Genomic DNA, 21,792 nt, shown 5'->3' on the forward strand with positions numbered 1-21,792 from the left:
TTTGTTGAAAAGTTGGTGTAACGAAAGACCGCCGTCCGATATCCGGACGGCGGTCGGGGCCTGCCGCGGCGGTCGCCGCATCACTCCAGGTCAGGCGGGGTCAGGAGGTCTTCTCCCTGTTGAGGTAGTTGTAGACGGTGAACCGTGAGACGCCCAGGGCGCCCGCCACGGTCTCCACTCCGTGCCGCACGGAGAAGGCGCCGCGCCCCTCCAGGACCCGCACGATCTCCTGCTTCTCCCGGCGGTCCAGCTCGGCCAGCGGCCGGCCCTTCACCCGCTGCATGGCGGCCAGGATGTGATCCAGCGAGTCCGCGAGCTGCGGCAGGCGCACGGCGGCGACGTCCGCCCCCTGCCAGCTCAGCACGACGTCGTCCAGACCGGCGTCGGCCGGCGGGACCAGCTCTCCACCCATCGCGTCGACCAGCGGCTTCACGGCCGTGATGAAGGCCTCGCCGGAGGCCTCGCCCCCCGTGCTCGTCACGCCTCGCCCTCCCCCACCACGTTGACCTGCAGCGAGATGCGGGTGGCGCCGGTCGCGAGACTCTCGCGCAACAAGGCGTCGACCGCCTTGAGGACCGCGTCGGCCCCGCCCTCCGCCGTGTTCCCGAACGGGCCGACGTCGACCGCGTCCAGTTCCGCCGCCTCGATCACCCGGCGGGCGGCCACCGCGTGCGCGGGCGCCTCGTCGAGGTCGAAGGGCTCCGTCGTGAATTCCACTCTCAATCGCACCCGATCAACCTAACCCGCGATGGCCCCCTTTGGACCAGGTCGTGCCCAGCCCCTTGACAGAGACGAGCCCTTCCAGGCAATCTTCCATCACGCAGAAAGAAACTTCCGCAATACGGAACTGAACGTCACGCGGAACACGGACCAGAAGGGAGCGCCGACCCCGATGGGATTCGCAGACCAGCGCTTCAACGTCAACCTGTCGATCCTCTTCACGGAGCTCCCGCTCCTGGAGCGCCCGGCCGCCGCCGCCGCGGCCGGCTTCACGGCGGTCGAGCTGTGGTGGCCGTGGGTCGACGCCCCCACCCCCGAGCAGTCCGAGCTCGACGCGCTGCGCAGCGCGATCCAGGACGCGGGAGTCCAGCTCACCGGCCTGAACTTCTACGCCGGTCAGCTGCCCGGCCCGGACCGGGGCGCCCTGTCGATCCCCGGCGAGGAGAGCGAGAAGTTCCGCGCCAACATCGACGTGGTGGCAGACTTCGCCCAGTCCCTCGGCTGCAAGGCGCTCAACGCGCTGTACGGCAACCGGGTGGAGGGCGTGGACCCCGCCGTCCAGGACGAGCTCGCACTGGAGAACCTGGTGCTGGCGGCCCGCGCGGCCGACCGCATCGGCGCGGTGCTGCTCATCGAGGCGCTGAACAAGCCCGAGTCGCCCGCCTGCCCGATCGTGAGCGCCCCCAAGGCCATCGAGATCGTGGACAAGGTGAACGAGGCCACCGGCCTCGGCAACGCCAAGTTCCTCATGGACCTCTACCACCTGTCCATGAACGGCGAGGACCTCCAGCAGGTCATCAGCGCGTACACCGACAAGACGGCGCACGTGCAGATCGCCGACAACCCGGGCCGCGGCGCTCCGGGCACCGGCTCGCTCCCCCTCGAGGACCTCCTCGACCAGCTCCGCAAGGCCGGCTACGACGGCTACGTGGGCCTGGAGTACAAGCCGGGCGACGCCCCGAGCGCCGAGTCCTTCGGCTGGCTGCCGCACGAGGCCCGCGCCGCGCGCCACTGAGCAGCGCGCGCTCGCAGGCGCGCCGACTCACCCACGTATCACAGCTTTCCTGAGTTTTTTGGAGTCACCCTCATGAGCAACAACCTCCCCAAGGTCGCGTGGATCGGTCTCGGCATCATGGGCTCGCCCATGTCGGAGAACCTGATCAAGGCCGGCTACGACGTCACCGGCTTCACCCTCGAGCAGGACAAGCTGGACCGCCTCGCCGCGGCCGGCGGCACCGCCGCCACGTCGATCGCCGCGGCCGTCAAGGACGCCGACGTCATCGTCACCATGGTCCCGGCCTCCCCGCAGGTCGAGGCGATCTCCTACGGCCCCGAGGGCATCCTGGAGAACGCGAAGTCCGGCGCGCTGATCGTCGACATGTCGTCGATCACCCCGCAGACCTCGGTCGACCTGGCGAAGAACGCCAAGGAGAAGGGCATCCGCGTCATCGACGCGCCCGTCTCCGGTGGCGAGGCCGGCGCCATCGAGGCCGTCCTGTCCATCATGGTCGGCGGTGAGCAGGCCGACTTCGACGAGGCCAAGCCGCTCCTCGAGGCCCTCGGCAAGACCATCGTGCTGTGCGGTCCGCACGGCTCGGGCCAGACCGTGAAGGCCGCCAACCAGCTCATCGTCGCCGTGAACATCCAGGCGTGCGCCGAGGCCGTGGTCTTCCTGGAGAAGTCCGGCGTGGACCTCACCGCCGCGCTCGACGTGCTCAACGGCGGCCTGGCCGGCTCGACCGTCCTGACGCGGAAGAAGGACAACTTCCTCAACCGCGACTTCAAGCCGGGCTTCCGCATCGACCTGCACCACAAGGACATGGGCATCGTCACCGACGCCGCCCGCAACGTGGGTGCGGCCCTGCCCGTCGGCGCCGTGGTGGCCCAGCTCGTGGCCTCGCTGCGCGCCCAGGGCGACGGCGGCCTGGACCACTCCGCCCTGCTGCGCGCCGTCGAGCGCCTCTCGGGCAACCAGGTGGCCTGACCCTGAAGACTTCCGGGCCGTGGCGGCGCTGACACCTGTCCTGTCGCGCCCAGGCGTCGCCACGGCCCGGAACCCATACCCACCTGTTCAACAAATTGTTGAAAAAGGTCGCCCGGAACTTCAACAAACTGTTGACGTAGCAGTTCAGGGGTACCTACGCTCCCCCCATCGTCAGCAGCCATTGCACGGAAGGTCGCCTCCACCCCATGCCCAAGCGTGTGCTCACGACCGAGTCCGGCGCCCCTGTCGCCGACAACCAGAACTCCGCGACCGCCGGCGCCGGCGGCCCGCTTCTGATCCAGGACCAGCACCTGCTGGAGAAGCTCGCCCGCTTCAACCGCGAGCGCATCCCGGAGCGTGTCGTGCACGCCCGTGGTTCCGGCGCCTACGGTTACTTCGAGGTGACGGACGACGTCACCGGCTTCACCCACGCCGACTTCCTGAACACGGTCGGCAAGCGCACCGAGGTCTTCCTGCGCTTCTCGACCGTCGCCGACAACCTCGGTGGTGCGGACGCCGTCCGTGACCCCCGCGGTTTCGCGCTCAAGTTCTACACCGAAGAGGGCAACTACGACCTCGTCGGCAACAACACCCCGGTCTTCTTCATCAAGGACCCGCTGAAGTTCCCCGACTTCATCCACTCCCAGAAGCGCGACCCCTTCACGGGCAAGCAGGAGCCGGAGAACGTCTGGGACTTCTGGGCCCACGCCCCCGAGGCCACCCACCAGATCACCTGGCTCATGGGCGACCGCGGCATCCCGGCCTCGTACCGTCACATGAACGGCTACGGCTCGCACACCTACCAGTGGACGAACGAGCAGGGCGAAGCCTTCTTCGTGAAGTACCACTTCAAGACGAACCAGGGCATCCGCTCCCTGTCGTCGGAGCAGGCCGCCGAGATCGCGGGCAAGGACCCGAACTCGCACCAGACGGACCTGCTGCAGGCCATCGAGCGCGGCGTGAACCCGTCCTGGACCCTCTACGTCCAGGTCATGCCGGCCGCCGAGGCCGCGGACTACCAGTTCAACCCGTTCGACCTCACCAAGGTGTGGCCGCACAAGGACTACCCGCTGCAGCGCGTGGGCCGACTGGTCCTGGACCGCAACCCCGACAACGTCTTCGCCGAGGTCGAGCAGGCCGCCTTCTCCCCGAACAACTTCGTTCCGGGTATCGGCCCCTCCCCCGACAAGATGCTGCAGGGCCGCCTGTTCGCCTACGCGGACGCGCACCGCTACCGCCTGGGCGTCAACCACACCCAGCTCGCGGTGAACGCCCCCAAGGCGACCACTGCGGACAACTACGGCCGCGACGGTCTGATGGCCGCCAACGCCTACGCCCGCAGCCGCAAGAACTACGAGCCGAACTCCTTCGACGGCCCGGCCGAGACCGGTCGCGCGCTCTCCGCGCCGCTCGCGATCTCCGGCTACACGGGTACGCACGAGGCGCCGGCCCACGCCAAGGACGACGACTTCTACCAGGCGGGCGAGCTGTACCGCCTGATGTCCGAGGAAGAGAAGGGACGCCTGGTCGCGAACATCGCGGGCGGCCTCTCCCAGGTCTCGCGCGACGACATCGTGGAGAAGAACCTCGCCCACTTCCACGCCGCCGACGCCGACTACGGCAAGCGCGTCGAGGAGGCGGTCCGCGCCCTGCGCGAGGACTGACCGGGAAGAACTCCCCAGACCGCGTACGGGGATTGACGGGAGGTCAGCCCCCGTACGCATAGACCCGCACCTGCCGCGTGACCCGGATGAGGGGTGGTCACGTGGTGGGTGGCGGGACGACGAGGACCGTGGCGGCTCGTGCGAGCCAGTGCGGTGGTGAAGGCCTCCCCGTCCCCCTTTCGACCTGAGGAAGGGTGACCGGGAAGCCGTCGCACGGCCGCCGCGGTCCCGACCGATGCTCCGTCCGGCAGCGCGCATGCATGTTTCGCCAGTCGCGCGAGGTCGGACGGAATCCACCTCCCGAACCAGAGCCCCGGGTACGACGGTCCGTACCCGGGGCTCTTTTCTGCGTTCTGCCTTCTGCTCCTTGAGCCTCAGGCCGGCTCCGCCGCGCGGGGGAGGCGGTTCGGCGCCCCGGCGGACGCCCTGTGCGGCGCCGAGCGGGAGCGTGGGAGCCATGACGACCATGACGACAACGGCAGTTCACCCGTCCCCCGGCGGCACCACTGAGCGTCCCGTGCCCCGCTGGGCCGAGCGGGTCGCGCACCTGATCCCGCTCGTCCTGCTCCCCCAGTGCCTGTGGCGGCTGCCGTTCGCGTTCGGCTTCGACATGGGTACGGGCAACGGCTCCCTCGGCAGCCTCTGGCTCTCCGTGCCGTACGTCTTCGGGCTCAGCCTGCTCACCGAGGCGCTGGCGCTGCTCTGCTTCGGGCTCGTGCGGGGGTGGGGCGAGCGGGTGCCGTCCTGGATCCCGCTGGTGGGCGGGCGGCGGCTGCCCGTGCCGGTGGTTCTGGTCCCGGCCGTGCTCGGCGGCCTCGGGGCCACGATGCTGTGGGGCGGGTTCCTGCTGAGCATCCTGGGTGTGCCCGGGTACGAGGCGCCGCCGGCGGACAGTGCGGCGTGGGAGCTTCTGTTCGACGTCTGCGTGCTGCCTGCGGCGCTCTGGGGGCCCTTGGTGCTGGCGCTGACCGTCCAGTACGTGCTGCGCCGTCGCCGTGCCTGACCCGCCCACGGGGTGGGGTCCCCCGGCGGTCGGGCGACCACCGGCCGGTGGGGGCTGGTCGCGCAGTTCCCCGCGCCCCTGAAATGCAGACCCTTCGGGTCGCATTTCCCCGATGAGGCTGCGCCTCATCGGGGCCGCGGACGAACGGGAAAGGGGTGGGCCCCCGGCTCCGTAGAACCGGGGGCCCACCCCTGTGCACCGGCCCCTCGAGGGGGCTGGGGATCAGACCTTCAGGGGACGGATGGCCGTCGGCGCGTGGCCCGGCTCCGTCGCGAGCTCCTCGAACTCCTTGACCGCGCTGATGTCGGCCGTGGGGCTCATCGCGATGTTCGTGATGCGCTCCAGGATCGCCTCGACGACGACCGGCACCTGGTGCTCCTGCGCGAGCTTCTTGGCCCGCTCCAGCGCCTCGCCCAGCTCGTTCGGGTCGGTGACGCGGATCGCCTTGCAGCCCAGGCCCTCGGCGACCTTGACGTGGTCGACGCCGTAGACACCCAGCTCGGGGCTGTTCTGGTTCTCGAACTCGAGGTTGACCTGGAAGTTGATGTCCAGGCCGATCTGGGCCTGGCGGATCAGGCCCAGGTAGGCGTTGTTGACCAGGACGTGGACGTACGGGATGCGGTGCTGCGCACCGACCGCCAGCTCCTCGATCATGAACTGGAAGTCGTAGTCACCGGAGAGGGCGACGACCTGGGTGTCCGGGTCGGCCTTGGCGACGCCGAGCGCGGCCGGGATGGTCCAGCCGAGCGGGCCGGCCTGGCCGCAGTTGATCCAGTGCCGCGGCTTGTAGACGTGCAGCATCTGGGCGCCCGCGATCTGCGACAGACCGATGGTCGTGACGTAGCGCGTGTCGCGGCCGAACGCCTTGTTCATCTCCTCGTAGACGCGCTGCGGCTTCATGGGGATGTTGTCGAAGTGCGTGCGGCGCTGCAGGGTCTCCTTGCGCTCCAGGTGGGAGGCGACCCAGGCGGAGCGGTCGGGCAGCTTGCCGGCGGCCTTGAGCTCCTTGGCGACCTCGACGAACAGCTCGAGGGCGGCCTTGGCGTCGGAGGTGATCCCGTAGTCCGGCGCGAAGATCTTGCCGATCTGGGTCGGCTCGATGTCGACGTGGACGAACGTGCGGCCCTCGCGGTACACGTCCAGCTTGTAGCCGGTGTGACGGTTGGCCCAGCGGTTGCCGATGCCGAGGACGAAGTCCGACTCCAGGAACGTGGCGTTGCCGTAGCGGTGACCGGTCTGCTGACCGACCATGCCCGCGTTCAGGTCGTGGTCGTCCGGGATGGTGCCCCAGCCCATGAGGGTGGGCACGACCGGGGTGTTCGTGATCTCGGCGAACTCGACCAGCAGGTCGGAGGCGTCGGCGTTGATGATGCCGCCGCCGGCGACGATCAGCGGACGCTCGGACTCGACGAGGAGCTTGATCGCCTTCTCGATCTGGGCCCGCGTCGCGGCCGGCTTGTAGACCGGCAGCGGCTCGTAGGTCTCCGGGTCGAACTCGATCTCGGTCTGCTGGACGTCGATCGGCAGGTCGATGAGGACCGGGCCGGGACGGCCGGAGCGCATCAGGTGGAAGGCCTGCTGGAAGACGCCGGGGACCTGGGCGGCCTCCAGGACGGTGACCGCCATCTTCGAGACGGACTTGGCGATCGTGGCGATGTCGACGGCCTGGAAGTCCTCCTTGTGCAGGAGGTGGCTCGGCGCCTGGCCGGTGATGCACAGGATCGGGATGGAGTCACCGATCGCGGAGTACAGACCGGTGATCATGTCGGTGCCGGCGGGGCCGGACGTACCGATGCAGACACCGATGTTGCCCGGGTTGGCCCGCGTGTAGCCCTCGGCCATGTGCGAGGCGCCCTCGACGTGGCGGGCGAGCGTGTGGTCGATGCCACCGCTCTCCTTGAGCTCCTTGTAGAAGGGGTTGATGGCGGCACCGGGCACGCCGAACGCGTTGCTGACGCCTTCACGCTTGAGGATCTCAACGGCCGCGCGGGCGGCGGTCATACGAGCCATGAGTGCTCTCCCGACTTGTGCTGTGTCTGTGTCCGGCTGTCGGATTCGCGCTCCCGTCGCGCCCCCGCGGCGAGCTGTGAAGTCCGTTTACTGCTTCGTCGTACTGCTTCGTACTGCTTCGCTAAGCCCCAGCCCCCCATCACTTCCATGATGCGGAAACTAGGTTCTGCTATATGGAAGCAATGTAGAGGGGGGTCTCGGAGGCCGTCAAGGTGGATGATGAGACTCACGTCGTCGCGGAGGGCTACGGAATCCGCGGCGGAATCCTTGGGGCAGCAGGGCGGAGGGGGTGTTTCATGGCCGAGCGGGTGCGGGTCAGATGTCCGGCCTGCCGGCGCGAGCACCTCTTCGCGCCCCCGGTGCTGCCCTGCGCCTGCGGCGCTCCCGTGGCGCCGCCGGTGGTGCGCGGCGCCGATCCGGAGCCGGTGAGCGAGCGGACCTGGGCCGACGACTGGGTCACCCTGCGCTGCCCGGTGTGCGGCCGGCACGACCGCTGGCCGCGCCCCGAGCTGGGCTGCGACTGCGGCACCCTGCTGCGCGTCCCCGTCCAGGGCGACCCGGCGCCCGTGGCCCCCGCCCACATCCCGCTGCCGCGCACCGCGCCCGCGCCCCGCGCCGCGTTCCAGCCCGTCGCCATCCGCACCGCGCGCGACGCGGTCACGGCCGCCGCCCTCTATCTGCGCTGGCTCGGCTTCGGGGACGTGCGCCGCGCCGACCAGCGCCCGCCGTCCGGCGTCGGACTCGCCGCGCGCGGGGTCGTCGCCCAGGTCGAGCCGTCGGTGCGGCCCGCGACCCTGCGCGACGTGGAGTGCCTGTGGCTCCAGGCCATGACGGAGTCCGCGGCCTGTGTCTACTTCTCTCTGGCGGGCTACGCGGACGCGGCCCGCGGCCGCGCGGACGAGCTCGGTGTCCCGCTGTTCGTCCTGGACCTCGCGGGCGTGCCGCAGCCGGTGAACAGCCCGGCGGACGAACTCCTCGCGGGCGGCGCGTGACACCGCCGCGGCTCCATACTGGGCCGGTGATCATCCGCAGCGCCGAGAGCGCCGACCTGCCCCGGCTCCAGGACATCGAGGTGGCCGCGGGCGAGCTGTTCCGCCCGCTCGGCATGACGAGCGTGGCCGACGACGAGCCGCCCGCGCTCGCCGAACTGGAGCGGCTGCGGCAGCACGGCGAGGCCTGGGTCGCGGCCGGGGACGACGGGACGCCGGTCGCGTATCTCGTCGCCGAGGACGTGGACGGCGCGCTCCACGTCGAGCAGGTCACCGTGCACCCCGACGCCGCCCGGCGCGGGATCGGCCGGGCGCTGGTCGAGCGGGCCGCGGGGCGGGCGCGCGAGCGCGGGCTGCCCGCGCTCACCCTGACCACGTTCCGGGACGTGCCGTGGAACGCCCCGTACTACGCGCGGCTCGGCTTCCGCGTGCTCGCGCGGGCGGAGCTGACCGAGGGGCTCGTGCGGATCCGCGCGGCCGAGGCGGCCCACGGCCTCGACCGCTGGCCCCGGGTGTGCATGCGGCGGGACCTCTGAAGGCCCCGCCGCACCGACGCCCGTACGGGAGCTACTCCCCGTAGCCCTCGCGGAGTTCGATCTTGCGGACCTTGCCGCTGACCGTCATCGGGAAGGAGTCGAGGATCCGCAGCCGGCTCGGCACCTTGTAGTGGGCGAGCCGGTCCTTGCAGTACGCGCGCAGCTCGTCGAGGGTGAGCCCCTGCTCCGGGTCGCGCAGGATGACGCAGGCCAGGACCTCCTCCCCGTACTTCTCGTCGGGGACGCCCACCACCTGCACGTCGGCGATCCTCGGGTGCGCGTAGAGGAACTCCTCGATCTCGCGCGGGTAGATGTTCTCGCCACCGCGGATGATCATGTCCTTGATGCGGCCGACGATCTGCGCGTAGCCGTCCTCGCGGAGCACCGCGAGGTCGCCGGTGTGCATCCAGCGGCCCGCGTCGACGGCCTCGGCGGTCTTCTCCGGCTCCTCCCAGTAGCCGAGCATCACGCTGTAGCCGCGGGTGCACAGCTCGCCGGCCTCGCCGCGCGGCAGGGTGACGCCGGTGACCGGGTCGACGACCTTGACCTCGATGTGCGGCAGGACCCGGCCGACGGTGCCGGTGCGGCGCTCCAGGTCGTCGTCGCGTCGGGTCTGCAGCGACACCGGGGAGGTCTCCGTCATGCCGTAGCAGATGGACACCTCCGCCATGTGCATCTCGGCGACGACCCGTTTCATGACCTCGACCGGGCACGGCGAGCCCGCCATGATGCCGGTGCGCAGGCTGCTCAGGTCGTACGAGGCGAAGTCGGGCAGGTTCAGCTCGGCGATGAACATCGTGGGCACCCCGTACAGCGAGGTGCAGCGCTCGTCCTGGACCGCGCGCAGGGTCGCCGCCGGTTCGAAGGAGGGGGCCGGGACGACGATGCACGCGCCGTGCGAGGTGGCGCCCAGATTGCCCATGACCATGCCGAAGCAGTGGTAGAAGGGCACCGGCAGACAGACCCGGTCCTCCTCGGTGTAGGCGATGGTCTCGCCCACCCAGAAGCCGTTGTTCAGGATGTTGTGGTGGGAGAGCGTGGCGCCCTTGGGGAAGCCGGTGGTGCCCGAGGTGTACTGGATGTTGATCGGGTCGTCGCAGCTCAGCTCGGCCTCGCGGGCCGTGAGCCGGTCCCGGTCCACGGTGTCGCCCGCCGCGACGAGCGCGTCCCAGCTGTCCTCGCCGATGAACACCCGCTCGCGCAGCGCCGGACACTCCCCCGCGACCTGGCGCACCAGCTCGCGGTAGTCGGTGCCCTTGTGCCCGGTCGAGGAGACCAGCACCGAGATGCCGGACTGCTTGAGGACGTAGGCGAGTTCATGGGCACGGTAGGCCGGGTTGATGTTGACCATGATCGCGCCGATGCGGGCGGTGGCGTACTGGACGAGGACCCACTCGGCGCAGTTGACCGCCCAGATGCCGACCCGGTCGCCCTTGGCGACACCGCGGGCGAGCAGGCCGAGGGCGAGCCGTTCGACGTCGGCGCCCAGCTCCGCGTACGTCCAACGGCGCCCGGACGGCACGTCGACGAGCGCCTCACGCTCCGGGAAGGCGTCCACGGCGCGCTGGAGGTTGGCGCCGATGGTGTCGCCGAGCAGCGGTACCTCGCTGGTCCCGTGGGCATAGGACAGCGCGGCGGGCGCGGTGGGTGCGGTCACTTGAAGTCCTCCTCGCGGTACTCGGCGGACGACCCGGCGGCCGTCGCCTCGCGCAGCTCGATCCGGCGGATCTTGCCGGAGACGGTCTTGGGCAGCTCACCGAACTCGATCCGGCGCAGCCGCTTGTACGGGGCGAGGACGGCGCGGGAGTGCTCGAAGAGGAGCTTCGCGGTGTCCGGGCCCGGCTCGTAGCCCTCGGCGAGCACGACGTACGCCTTAGGGACGGCGAGCCGCAGCTCGTCCGGCGCGGGCACGACGGCCGCCTCGGCGACCGCCTCGTGCTCCAGGAGCGCGCTCTCCAGCTCGAAGGGGCTGATCTTGTAGTCGCTGGCCTTGAAGACGTCGTCCGCGCGGCCCACGTAGGTGAGGTAGCCGTCGGCGTCGCGGGAGCCGATGTCTCCGGTGCGGTAGAAGCCTCCTGCCATGGCCTCGGCGGTGCGCTCCGGGTCCCCGTGGTAGCCGACCATGAGGCCGACGGGGTGGGCGGACAGGTCGAGGCTGATCTCGCCCTCGTCGGCGCCGGGCGCGCCGGTGACCGGGTCGAGGAGCTCGACCCTGAAGCCGGGGCTGGGGCGGCCCATGGAGCCGGACTTGAGGACCTGGCCTGGGCTGTTGGACACCTGCACGGCGGTCTCGGTCTGGCCGAAGCCGTCCCGGATGGTGACGTTCCAGGCCCGCTTGACCTGCTCGATGACCTCGGGGTTGAGCGGTTCGCCCGCGGCCACGACCTCGCGGGGCGGGGTGCGCAGCTGGGTGAGGTCGGCCTGGATGAGCATGCGCCACACGGTGGGCGGGGCGCAGAAGGAGGTGACGCCCGCGCGGTCCATCGCGGCCATCAGCTTCCCGGCGTCGAAGCGCGTGTAGTTGTACAGGAAGACGGTCGCCTCTGCGTTCCACGGCGCGAAGAAGTTGGACCAGGCGTGCTTGGCCCAGCCCGGCGAGGAGATGTTGAGGTGCACGTCGCCGGGGCGCAGTCCGATCCAGTACATGGTGGCGAGGTGGCCGACCGGGTACGAGACGTGGGTGTGCTCGACGAGCTTGGGGCGGGCCGTCGTGCCGGACGTGAAGTAGAGCAGCAGGGCGTCGTCGGCGAGGGTCTCCCCGTCGGGCGTGAACGTGTCGTCGGCGCCGGCGGAGTCCTCGTACGCGGACCAGCCCTCGGCGGGTGCCGGGGCGCCGACGACGATCCGGGTGTAGTCGCCGGGCACCTCGGCGAACTTGGCGACGTCCTCGGGGCGCACGATCACGTGCCGGGCGCGGCCGCGCTCGACGCGGTCGGTGAGGTCGGCGGGGCCGAGCAGCGGGGTCGCGGGGATGACGACGGCGCGCAGCTTCATCGCGGCGAGCATCACCTCCCACAGTTCGACCTGGTTGCCGAGCATCAGCAGGATGCGGTCGCCGGCCCCGACGCCTTGGGCCCGAAGCCAGTTCGCGACCTGGTTCGAGCGGCGGCGCAGCGTGTCGAAGGAGAAGCGGGCCTCGTCGCCGGCCTCCTCGACGATGTGCAGCGCGGTCTTCTCGTTGCCGTCGGCGATCGCGTCGAACCAGTCGAGGGCCCAGTTGAAGCGGTCGGGGCGGGGCCAGGCGAAGCCCTCGTAGGCGGCCTCGTAGTCGCGGGCGTGCTCCAGCAGGAAGTCGCGGGCCGTGCGGAACTGCTCCGTGGGTCCGTTTCCCGTCGTCATGTGCGCTCCTGTCGTTCGCTTGTCCCGCGCCGTCGCTCTTGTCCCGCGCCATTGCGGACCGTGCCCGTCATCGTGTAATCCGTGACGCAGGTCTCACTACCCCCGAACGGGGGTGAACGCGACCGGGAACTCCGGACAGGACCTGGGAGGGTGACGGTGAGCGCAGAGGCGGCCGACGCGGTCGAGCTACGCGCCGCACTGGTGCGGCTGCGCCGGGGCACGGGGCTGCCCGTGGCGTTCGGCGGGATCGTCGCGACCCCGGGGCAGGTGCGGATCGCGGAGCTGAGCGGCGCGGCGACGAACGCGCTGCGCGGGCTCGCGATCGTCGCGGGCAACGGCCTGGGCGGCAAGGCGCTGACCCTGGCCCGCGCCTGCGCGGTCACCGACTACCGGGACTCGCGGCACATCAGCCACGAGTACGACGGCGCGGTCGAGGCCGAGGGCCTGCGCTCCGTCCTCGCCGTCCCGGTCGTCGTGCACCGCCGGGTGCGCGGCGTCCTGTACGGGGCGCTGCGCTCGGCCCAGCCGCTGGGCGACCGGGCGCTCGGCGCGGCGGTGGCGGCGGCGCGGGACGTGGAGCAGGCCCTCGTCGTACGGGACGAGGCGCGCACCCTGCTGGCCGCGGCGGCGGCGCCGGTGGCCGAGGGGTCCGGGGCCTGGGAGGAGGTCCGCGAGGCGCACGGCGCGCTGCGGGCCCTCGCGCCGAGGATCGTGGACCCGGCGCTGCGGGCCGAACTGCTCGCGGTGTGCGGCAGACTGGCCTCGGCGGCGTCACCGGTGGACCGTGAGGCGCCGGTGGTGCTCGCGCCGCGCGAGGTGGACGTCCTCGCCTGTGTGGCGGCGGGCGCGACGAACGCGGTGGCGGCCGAGCGGCTCGGTCTCCGGCCGGAGACCGTGAAGGGTTATCTGCGGTCGGCCATGCGGAAGCTGGGGGCGCACACGCGGGGCGAGGCGGTCGTGGCCGCGCGCCGCGCGGGCCTGCTGCCCTGATCTGAAGGGATGTACCGAGGTGTCGACGGATCGGATCCTGGCGTTCGCGGCGATGTCGCTGCTCGTCATCGTCATTCCGGGGCCGAGCGTGCTGTTCGTGATCGGGAGGGCGCTCGCGCACGGCCGGCGCACGGCGGTGGCGACGGCGCTGGGCAATGTGTTCGGGTCGTATCTGCTGGTCGTGGCGGTGGCGCTGGGTATCGGCTCGCTCGTCGAGCGCTCGGCGACCCTGTTCCTCGCGGTGAAGCTGGCCGGTGCGGCGTATCTGGTGTGGCTGGGGATCCAGGCGTTCCGGCACCGGCACGCGATGAAGGCGGCGGACATCCAGGGCCCGGCCGGGCCCGCGCGCGGTGATCTGCGCACGCTGCTCGACGGGGCCCTGGTCGGGGTGACGAATCCGAAGGGCATCGTGTTCTTCGCGGCGGTGCTGCCGCAGTTCGTGGACCACGCGGCCGGCCGGGTGCCCGCACAGATGCTGCTGCTCGGGCTGATCCCGATCGGCATCGGCCTGGTCACGGACACGCTGTGGGGGCTGACGGCGTCGGCGGCGCGGAACTGGTTCGCGCGCTCGGACCGGCGCCTGTCGATGATCGGCGGCACGGGTGGCTTCGCGCTGATCGGCCTCGGGGTCACGGTGGCGGCGACGGGCCGCGCGGACTGACGGTCCGGGCCGCTCGCGCGGGGGAGTCATTTCCGTACGGTTGCGAAGTCCACCGTGACGGGGCCCGGGGCCTCCAGGACGGCGGCGGTGCGCTCGGCCTCGGCGACGAGTTCCTCGCGCTGGGCGCGGGTCGGGCTGCCGAAGGGCTCCAAGGTGATCCGGGTGCCGTCGGCGGACTCCTTCAGGGTCCACAGGCCGGCCAGGAAGCCGTCGAGGAGGAAGGCCGGGTAGGCCGCGTTCGCCGCCCAGTTGCGGCCGTGGTGCGCCTCGGGGACGACCCGGGTGCGGTCGGCGTGCGAGAGCAGGACGTTGTCGAAGTCGGCGAGCAGACGGGGCGGTGCGGGCACGTCCTCGTCGGGGCGCGGCGCGTCGGGCAGGTCGAACAGCTCGACGCCGTGCTCGTCGCGGAAGGTCACGAGGCGCTCCCGCAGCCGCTCGAAGGCAGGCTTGGTGCGGGTCAGTCCGGCCCACTTCTGGAAGTCCCTGACGGAAGCCGGGCCGAACGCGCGCAGGTAGCGCAGGATCGTCTCGTCGTGCCCCGGGGACTCGACGGCCTCCCGGTGCAGCCAGTGCTCGGCGGTCGTCAGACGTACGGCGCCGCTGCGCCGCCACAGGGCGCGCGGGGTGACCTGGACCAGGGGCAGGAGGCAGCGCGCGGCGGCGGACAGGGACTGCGGGTCGGCGTCGGGCCACGTGCCCAGCAGCCACTCGCGGATCTCCTTCGGGGTGCGGGGCTCCTCCTCCACGTAGGGCCGGGTCACCGCGCACAGCCGCTCCAGGTCCACGCCGGCGAGGCCCTCGCGGAAGATGTTCAGCTCCTTGGCGCGGGCCGGCTGCACCAGGGGACGGAGCGTCATGCAGTCGTCAGCGGTGTGCAGATGGATCGTCGAGCGCATGGTCACGATCCGCGCGACGCGCCGCTCCTCCAGCGCGTCGGACAGCGCCGCCGGGGTGAACCCGTCGAGCCGGGCGGCGAGCGTGACGTACGGCGCCCGCACCTCCTGCGCCTGGAGCCCCACGAGGTGCGCGACGGCGTCCTCGACCGTCATCGGGCGGCGCCGCAGCAGGAGTTGGCGCTCCAGGGTGGCCCGTCCCAGGGCGCGGGTGGTGATCGGCTTCGTCGTCATACGGGGACGGTAGCGGGGATCGAGGACAGGAGGTGTCCTCATTCGGCTCGGCCGTCCCGGCCGTTTCACCTTCGCTGGTTACGCTGCCACGGGACCGGACGGTGGCGGAAGGAACGGGCATGGCGCGACGGCAGGGGCGAAGCGGCGAGGGCGGCGGCGGGGCGCGCCGGTACTCCTGGCGCCGCGGCCCGGCCCCGGAACCGTCGGCGCGACCGGCCCCCGCACCCGCCGGCGCACCGGCGCCGCCGCGCGAACCGGCGGACAGCGTCGTGCACGCGGCGCTGTACCGCGACGGGGTGCGGGTGGCGAGTCCCGAGTCCCTGACGGACACGTACCGCCAGTTGCGGGAGCGCCCGCGCACGATGGCGTGGATCGGCCTGGCCCGCCCCACCGAGGCCGAACTCAAGTCGCTGGCAGCCGAGTTCGACCTGCACGAACTCGCTGTCGAGGACGCGCTCGAAGCACACCAGCGCCCCAAGCTGGAGCGCTACGGCGAGACCCTGTTCGTCGTCCTGCGGGCCGCCCGCTATCTCGACGCGCCGGAGGAGGTCGACTTCGGCGAGCTGCACGTCTTCGTCGGCCCCGACTTCCTCATCACGGTCCGGCACGGCGCGGCCCCCGACCTCTCGGCGGTCCGCCACCGCATGGAGGCCAGCCCCGACCTGCTGCGACTCGGCCCGGAGGCGGTCCTCTACGCGATCCTGGACGCGGTCGTCGACGGCTACGCACCGGTCGTCGACGGCGTCCAGAACGACATCGACGAGATCGAGACCGAGGTCTTCTCCGGCGCCCCCGAGGTCTCGCGCCGCATCTACGAACTCTCCCGCGAAATGGTCGAGTTCCAGCGCGCGACCCGCCCCCTGGTCGGCATGCTCCACGGCCTGATGGCGGGCTTCGCCAAGTACGGCACGGACGAGGAACTCCAGCGCTACCTGCGCGACGTCGCCGACCACGTCACCCACACCAGCGAACGCGTCGACGGCTTCCGCCAGGCCCTGGCCGACATCCTGACGGTGAACGCGACGCTGGTCACGCAGCAGCAGAACGCGGAGATGAAGGCGATGGCGGAGGCGGGCTTCGAACAGAACGAGGAGATCAAGAAGATCTCGGCCTGGGCGGCCATCCTCTTCGCCCCCACCCTGGTCGGAACGATCTACGGCATGAACTTCGAGAACATGCCGGAGCTGGGGTGGGGGTTCGGGTATCCGTTCGCGATCGGGCTGATGGGCGTTGTCTGCGTCAGCCTGTACGTGATCTTCAAGCGGCGGGGGTGGTTGTGAGAACCGCGTCCCTCACCGGAGGAGGCGTGATCTGGTCGGCGACGACGCCGGAGACCGGCCTGTTCTCCGGACTCGAACGGCACTCGGCCCTCGCCGACCTCGCGGACCGCTTCGCGCGGCTCCGCACCCTCGGCAGGGGCTACCTCGAAGTCCGGCTGCCGGAAGGCGACCTCCCGTGCCTGACGCTGGGTTTCCGGAACGATCACGCCGTCCTCCACCGGTACGACGAGTCCGGCGGCCTTTCGCTCCACGCGGGCGACGGCGCCACCGCGCCGAGCACCGAGGTGGAGGTCCCGATCATGAACGAACCGACCGAGTTCACGGGCGACTTCATCCTGTCCACCGGTCGCGCATGGCAGATCGTGCACACGTTCGGCCGAACAGGAGCGTCCGGCGAGCCGGGTGACTGGTACGGCCTGTGAGGCGGGCCGCCGGGCCGCCCGCTGTCATTCGGCGACATCGACTCCGTAGCCCCGCGCCATGTCGGCCAGGCCGTGGTCGTAGCCCTGACCGACGGCGCGCAGACGCCAGGCTTCTCCTCTGCGGTACATCTCCGCGAGGATCATGGTGCGCTCGCTGGTCGCGGCGTCCAGCGTGGCTCGGGCCGTCGGGGCCGCGCCGATGCCGCGCGTGGCGGTGATCTCGATCGCGCCGACGTCGGAGAAGGTCGCCGCGCCGTCGAGGGCGGCGGCGATGACGACTCTCCGGACCTCCAGGGGCAGGCGGTCCAGGTCGGCGGTGACGGACTGTTCCGTCGGTCCGTCCGTGGCCAGGCGGACGGTGCCGTCGGGGTGTTCGGGCGCACCGTAGAAGACGAAGTCCTCGTCCCCTGCCACCTGTTCCTGCGCGTCGATCGCGAAGGCGACGACGTCCACGTCCGAGGCGGTCTGCTGACGCCACGACGCCGATACCGTCCACGGCGTGCCGGTGTCGGCCAGATCGATCACGGCGCCTCGGACCAGGACGGCCGACGTGTCCGGCGCGGGGTCCGGCCGAGAACCGGTCGCGGGCTCCGGTGCCGGTGTGGGGGCGAGGAGCCAGGCTGTGTCGTGGACGGGCAGACCGAGTGCGGTGACGCGCCGCATCCGCCGGTCCGCCTCGCCGCCGGGCAGAACGACGACGTCGGTCACGCTCGCGGAGAGGTTGACGGCTGCCGAGGCTCCCAGAGCGACGGCGAGCACGCGCGCCTCGGCGGCCTCGTCGTGGGTGCCGCCGAGGACCAGGACCCTGCGCCCGGTGAGCGGCCGGTCCGTGGGGGCGTCGGGTCGGCCCGGTGCGGCGGTCCGCTGCGCCGGGACCTCCGGCGCCGGCTCCGGCTCAGCGGCGCGTTCCGCCGCCGGCGGTCGTTCAGCGGGGCGCTGCCGCGCCGTTCCTTTGGTCTGCCCCGGCCGCACGCTCTCCAGCAGGCGCAGATAGGCCGCCTCGTCCACCAGCGGCACTCCTTCCGTCACCGCACGCCTCAGCTTGGCGGACCCGGCCCCCGGGTCGTTCGTGACGACGACGCCGGTCTGACCGCTGACGGAGGTCGTCACGTTCAGCCCAGCCGCGACGGAGCGGGCGACGAGTTCCTCACGGGACAGCCGTGTCTCGCCCGTGATGGCGATCTTCATGCCCTGCACGAGTGGCCCGCCGGGCGTGAGCCGGCCCGGGTTCCGGTACGGGCAGGGCGTCTTGGGGACGTACGGCTTGTAGTCCTGGCGGGGCGGGCACTCCAACAGGGGCAGCGCGAGGCCCAGTTGTTCGGCCGCGGCCAGCGAACCGCGCAGAATGCCGGAGAGCACCCGTACGTCGTCCTGAGCGTCGTGCGCCTTCAGCTGCCGCACCCCGTAGTGCTCGGCGAGCGTGCCGAGCTTGAGGTCGGGTGTCTCGGGCCCGACGAGGCGGTTGAGCGCCAGTGTGCACAGCCTTCGGCCGACCGGCACCCAGGACCGGACGCGGGCGAACTCGTGCGCCAGGAAGTCGTAGTCGAACTGCGCGTTGTGCGCGACGAGGACGCGACCGCCCAGCAGCGCGCCCACCTCGGGCGCGATGTCCTCGAAGGTGGGCGCGCCCGCGAGCCGGGCCGAGGTCAGACCGTGGACGTGCACCGGGCCCGGGTCGCAGCCCGGATCGAGCAGGGTGGAGAACTCGCCCGTCCGGTTGCCGTGCGCGTCGAGGGTGAGGATCGCCAGGGACAGCACACGGTCCCGGCCGGGCCTGAGCCCTGATGTCTCCACGTCCACCAGCGCCCAGTCGTGGAAGTACTCGGGAAGCGTGGGCCACTTCGGACGCGACGACAGCAGGGCCATGCGGGCTCCCCTCCCCCGGGTGCGACCGCCTGCACACCCTCTCCACGGTGAACATGCAGGATTTTCACACATGCCGGCGGAGCCCGGCGGTCACATCACCGTGTTCAGCGCCAGCACCCCGCCCAGCCCCAGCAGCGCCAGGACCGTCGTGTACGTGGTGCGGGCCTTGAGGGCGTCCAGGACCGAGAGGTTGAAGTACTCCTTGAACATCCAGAAGCCGGGGTCGTTGACGTGGGAGAAGGCGATCGAGCCGCAGGAGACGGCCAGGACCATCAGTTCGGGGGACGTGCCGCTGCCGGCGACCATGGGGGCCACGATGCCGGCGGCGGTGGAGACGGCGACCGTGGCGGAACCGAGGGCGATGCGCAGGATCACGGCGATCAGCCAGGCCAGCAGGAGCGGGGAGACGGACCAGTGGGCGGTGGTGTCCTTGATGTAGTCGGAGATGCCGCCTTCGACGAGGACGTTCTTGTAGGCGCCGCCGGCCGCGATGACCAGCATGATCATCGCCATCGACCTGGCGGCGTCGGCGCAGGAGGTGGCGAGGTCCTTCAGGGAGCGGCCGGCGCGGGGGCCGAAGACGTACATGGCGAGCAGCAGGGTGAGCAGCAGCGCGAACTCGGGGGAACCGGCGAACTTGATCACGCCCATGCCCGGGGCGTGGTCGTCGAGGGACATCTCGGCGACGGCGGCGCCGGCGATGAGGACGACGGGGAGCAGCGCCACGGTGAGGGACCAGCCCGTGCCGGGCAGCTCGTCCTCCTCGAAGACGCGCTCGGTGACGAGCCCGGTCGGGATCGAGGGGTTCATGCGGCGGACGAACGGCAGCCGGGGCCAGACGAGCGCGATCAGGGCGCCGGCCGGGACGGCGACGAAGAGGCCGACGAAGAGCGTCTTGCCGACGGAGGCCTCGAACATCTCGGCGACGGCGGTGGGCCCGGGGTGCGGGGGCAGGAAGCTGTGCATCGTGGACAGGGCGATGGACATCGGCAGGCCGATCCACAGCAGGTTCTGCCGGGTGACGCGGACCAGGGTGAAGGCGACGGGGACGATGATGACGAAGGCGACCTCGTAGAACATGGTGACGCCGATGAGCATGGCGGTGACGACCATGGCGACCTGCACCCACCGGTCGCCGAACGCCCGGGTCAGCCGGGTGGCGATGCGCTGGGCGGCGCCGGCGTCGCCCATGACCCGCCCGACCATCGCGCCGAGCCCGATCACCGGCAGGGTGCCCGAGAGCTGGTCCCCGATGCCGGTCTCCAGGACGTCGGATATCTCGGTGAGTCCGATGCCCTGGACCACCGCGACGACGGTGGCGACGAGCAGCAGGGCGATGAAGCCGTTGAGCCTCACCTTGGTCATCAGGAACAGCAACGCCACAACACTGAGCGCCACGACGAGCAGGGGCATGTTCAGTTCTCCTACGGCAGGTCGGCTCGGCCGGTTCCGGGCATGCCGCTCGGCGGCGCGGCGTCAGGTGACGCGTCGCGCCGCGGACGGCGGGTGAGGGTGCGTCAGCGCACGAGGGCGGGACGCTTGGCGTCGAAGGTCCAGCCGGGGATCAGGTACCGCATACCGGCGGCGTCGTCCCGGCCGCCGAGCCCCAGGGACCGGTAGAGCTGATGGGCGGCCTCGACCTGGTCGAGGTCCAACTCGACGCCCAGGCCGGGGCGTTCGGGCAGGGCGATGGTGCCGCCCTCGATCGGCAGCGGGTCGTGCGTCAGGCGCTGGCCGTCCTGCCAGATCCAGTGGGTGTCGATGGCGGTGATGTCGCCGGGCGCGGCGGCGGCGACGTGCGTGAACATCGCGAGGGACACGTCGAAGTGGTTGTTGGAGTGCGAACCCCACGTCAGACCCCAGGCCTCGCACAGCTGGGCGACGCGCACCGAGCCGTTCATGGTCCAGAAGTGGGGGTCGGCGAGCGGGATGTCGACGGCGTCGGCCTTCACGGCGTGGCCCAACTGCCGCCAGTCCGTGGCGATCATGTTCGTGGCGGTCCGCAGACCGGTCGCCCGGCGGAATTCGGCCATCACCTCGCGCCCGCTGTATCCACCCTCCGCGCCGCACGGATCCTCGGCGTACGCGAGGACGTCGCGCAGGGAGCGGCCGATGGCGACGGCCTCGTCGAGGGGCCAGCCTCCGTTGGGGTCGAGGGTGATCCGCGCGTCGGGGAAGCGCTCGGCGAGCGCGGTGACCGCCTCGGCCTCGGCCCACCCGTCGAGGACGCCGCCCTTGAGTTTGAAGTCCTGGAATCCATAGCGCAGTTGTGCCGCTTCGGCGAGTGCGACGACGGCCTCGGGGGTGAGCGCCTCCTCGCTGCGCAGCCGCTCCCAGTCGTCCTTCGCCGCCGACTCGTCGCGGTACGGGAGGTCGGTGCGGCGGCGGTCGCCCACGTAGAAGAGGTAGCCGAGGACGGGGACGCTGCTGCGCTGCACCCCCTCTCCGAGCAGGGCCGCGACCGGCACCTCCAGGTACTGGCCGAGGAGGTCGAGCAGGGCCGCCTCGACGGCGGTGACCGCGTGGACGGTGACGCGCAGGTCGAAGGTCTGCGCGCCGCGGCCGCCCGCGTCCCGGTCTCCGAACCGTTCGCGTATCGCCCGGAGCACGGCCTGCGGGTCGCCGACGGGCCGGCCGACGACGAGGTCGCGCGCCTCGTCGAGAGTGCCGCGGATCGCCTCGCCGCCGGGGACCTCTCCGACGCCCGTACGACCGTCGGAGTCGGTGAGGATCACCAGGTTCCGGGTGAAGTACGGGGCGTGGGCGCCGCTGAGGTTCAGCAACATGCTGTCCTGGCCGGCGACCGGGACGACACGCATCGAGGCGACGACGGGCGTTCCGGAGTGCGGGGCGGGTGCGTTCACGAGGCGGCGCCTTTCAGAGGGGGTCGGCAGGCATGCCTTTCCTTGCTGGCCGGAACGTTAGGAGCTTGCTGCGATGCAGGTCCAACACCATTTTGGAATCCTGCGATACCCGGGACGCATCACCGGCGCCCGCCCGACGGAGACCCCTTTCGCGCGGTTCCGCCACCGCGGTCAACAGGCGTCATTTTCCGTCTCAAAGCTTCTCCACATTTTCCACACATCGCCCCACCAAGCCCGTCCCGATGGTCTAGATTGACCCTGCTTCTGCACTTCGGACATGAAGCGACAAGTGATGATCTATGGGTCCGAGCGCTGTCCGCAGCGCTGAAATAGCCGG

General features: G+C 71.2%; 19 protein-coding genes. 10 read left to right on the forward strand and 9 right to left on the reverse strand.

Annotation, left to right across the window (positions count from 1 at the left end):
* Positions 1–100: 100 nt before the first annotated feature.
* Both IAG42_RS07015 and IAG42_RS07020 read right to left on the reverse strand, forming a co-directional pair.
* Positions 101–412, reverse strand: coding sequence for a helix-turn-helix domain-containing protein (locus IAG42_RS07015; RefSeq protein WP_188341226.1), 312 nt, complete (start codon positions 410–412; stop codon positions 101–103).
* Between the two features lie 65 nt (positions 413–477).
* The gene (locus IAG42_RS07020) at positions 478–729 is read right to left on the reverse strand and encodes a hypothetical protein (protein WP_188336162.1); all 252 of its coding nucleotides are present in this window, start codon (positions 727–729) and stop codon (positions 478–480) included.
* A gap of 163 nt (positions 730–892) precedes the next feature.
* Between IAG42_RS07020 and IAG42_RS07025 the strand changes: the two genes are divergently transcribed.
* The 4 genes from IAG42_RS07025 to IAG42_RS07040 all read left to right on the forward strand — a co-directional run bounded on the left by IAG42_RS07025 (position 893) and on the right by IAG42_RS07040 (position 5,371).
* A complete protein-coding gene (locus tag IAG42_RS07025) occupies positions 893–1,735 on the forward strand; it encodes a TIM barrel protein (protein ID WP_188336163.1) in 843 nt (280 codons plus the stop codon).
* A gap of 72 nt (positions 1,736–1,807) precedes the next feature.
* Positions 1,808–2,704 carry a 2-hydroxy-3-oxopropionate reductase gene (locus tag IAG42_RS07030; RefSeq protein WP_188336164.1) on the forward strand — a complete coding sequence of 299 codons (897 nt, stop codon included), beginning with the start codon at positions 1,808–1,810 and terminating at the stop codon, positions 2,702–2,704.
* A 206-nt stretch (positions 2,705–2,910) separates the two neighbouring features.
* On the forward strand, positions 2,911–4,368 hold the full coding sequence (locus IAG42_RS07035) for a catalase (protein WP_188336165.1): 1,458 nt from the start codon (positions 2,911–2,913) through the stop codon (positions 4,366–4,368).
* 466 nt (positions 4,369–4,834) lie between these two features.
* Positions 4,835–5,371, forward strand: a complete 537-nt coding sequence (locus tag IAG42_RS07040; RefSeq protein ID WP_188336166.1) for a hypothetical protein — start codon at positions 4,835–4,837, stop codon at positions 5,369–5,371.
* Positions 5,372–5,593: 222 nt separating this feature from the next.
* Here the strand turns inward: IAG42_RS07040 and gcl are convergent, their stop codons facing one another.
* Positions 5,594–7,372 (reverse strand): glyoxylate carboligase, encoded by a 1,779-nt coding sequence (gene gcl / locus IAG42_RS07045; RefSeq protein WP_188341227.1) that lies wholly within the window; start codon positions 7,370–7,372, stop codon positions 5,594–5,596.
* Positions 7,373–7,677: 305 nt separating this feature from the next.
* Here gcl and IAG42_RS07050 point away from each other — a divergent pair, with 305 nt between their 5' ends.
* On the forward strand, positions 7,678–8,373 hold the full coding sequence (locus IAG42_RS07050) for a hypothetical protein (RefSeq protein WP_188336167.1): 696 nt from the start codon (positions 7,678–7,680) through the stop codon (positions 8,371–8,373).
* Between the two features lie 26 nt (positions 8,374–8,399).
* Entirely contained in the window at positions 8,400–8,906 is a 507-nt protein-coding gene (locus IAG42_RS07055) for a GNAT family N-acetyltransferase (RefSeq protein ID WP_188336168.1), read from the forward strand.
* A 31-nt stretch (positions 8,907–8,937) separates the two neighbouring features.
* Here IAG42_RS07055 and IAG42_RS07060 read toward each other — a convergent pair whose 3' ends face one another.
* Both IAG42_RS07060 and IAG42_RS07065 read right to left on the reverse strand, forming a co-directional pair.
* On the reverse strand, positions 8,938–10,563 hold the full coding sequence (locus tag IAG42_RS07060; RefSeq protein ID WP_188336169.1) for an AMP-binding protein: 1,626 nt from the start codon (positions 10,561–10,563) through the stop codon (positions 8,938–8,940).
* A complete protein-coding gene (locus IAG42_RS07065) occupies positions 10,560–12,245 on the reverse strand; it encodes an AMP-binding protein (RefSeq protein WP_188336170.1) in 1,686 nt (561 codons plus the stop codon). The genes IAG42_RS07060 and IAG42_RS07065 overlap by 4 nt, the downstream gene beginning before the upstream one ends.
* Before the next feature lie 156 nt (positions 12,246–12,401).
* Between IAG42_RS07065 and IAG42_RS07070 the strand changes: the two genes are divergently transcribed.
* Positions 12,402–13,235 (forward strand): helix-turn-helix transcriptional regulator, encoded by an 834-nt coding sequence (locus tag IAG42_RS07070; RefSeq protein WP_188336171.1) that lies wholly within the window; start codon positions 12,402–12,404, stop codon positions 13,233–13,235.
* A 52-nt stretch (positions 13,236–13,287) separates the two neighbouring features.
* The gene (locus IAG42_RS07075; protein WP_188341228.1) at positions 13,288–13,896 is read left to right on the forward strand and encodes a LysE family translocator; all 609 of its coding nucleotides are present in this window, start codon (positions 13,288–13,290) and stop codon (positions 13,894–13,896) included.
* A 26-nt stretch (positions 13,897–13,922) separates the two neighbouring features.
* Here IAG42_RS07075 and IAG42_RS07080 read toward each other — a convergent pair whose 3' ends face one another.
* Positions 13,923–15,023, reverse strand: a complete 1,101-nt coding sequence (locus IAG42_RS07080) for a winged helix DNA-binding domain-containing protein (RefSeq protein ID WP_188336172.1) — start codon at positions 15,021–15,023, stop codon at positions 13,923–13,925.
* A gap of 119 nt (positions 15,024–15,142) precedes the next feature.
* On the opposite strand from IAG42_RS07080, the gene IAG42_RS07085 reads away from it, so the two are divergent.
* The gene (locus IAG42_RS07085; RefSeq protein WP_188336173.1) at positions 15,143–16,303 is read left to right on the forward strand and encodes a magnesium and cobalt transport protein CorA; all 1,161 of its coding nucleotides are present in this window, start codon (positions 15,143–15,145) and stop codon (positions 16,301–16,303) included.
* Positions 16,304–16,329: 26 nt separating this feature from the next.
* Positions 16,330–16,725, forward strand: a complete 396-nt coding sequence (locus IAG42_RS07090) for a hypothetical protein (RefSeq protein ID WP_188336174.1) — start codon at positions 16,330–16,332, stop codon at positions 16,723–16,725.
* Between the two features lie 24 nt (positions 16,726–16,749).
* Here IAG42_RS07090 and IAG42_RS07095 read toward each other — a convergent pair whose 3' ends face one another.
* The 3 genes from IAG42_RS07095 to gudD all read right to left on the reverse strand — a co-directional run bounded on the left by IAG42_RS07095 (position 16,750) and on the right by gudD (position 21,410).
* The gene (locus IAG42_RS07095; RefSeq protein WP_188336175.1) at positions 16,750–18,591 is read right to left on the reverse strand and encodes a TerD family protein; all 1,842 of its coding nucleotides are present in this window, start codon (positions 18,589–18,591) and stop codon (positions 16,750–16,752) included.
* 90 nt (positions 18,592–18,681) lie between these two features.
* Positions 18,682–20,004: a GntT/GntP/DsdX family permease gene (locus tag IAG42_RS07100; RefSeq protein WP_188336176.1), complete on the reverse strand. Its 1,323-nt coding sequence runs from the start codon at positions 20,002–20,004 to the stop codon at positions 18,682–18,684.
* A 104-nt stretch (positions 20,005–20,108) separates the two neighbouring features.
* Positions 20,109–21,410 carry a glucarate dehydratase gene (gudD, locus tag IAG42_RS07105; RefSeq protein ID WP_188341229.1) on the reverse strand — a complete coding sequence of 434 codons (1,302 nt, stop codon included), beginning with the start codon at positions 21,408–21,410 and terminating at the stop codon, positions 20,109–20,111.
* Positions 21,411–21,792: the final 382 nt, after the last annotated feature.

It is taken from the genome of Streptomyces xanthii (assembly GCF_014621695.1).
GTDB lineage: Bacteria > Actinomycetota > Actinomycetes > Streptomycetales > Streptomycetaceae > Streptomyces > Streptomyces xanthii.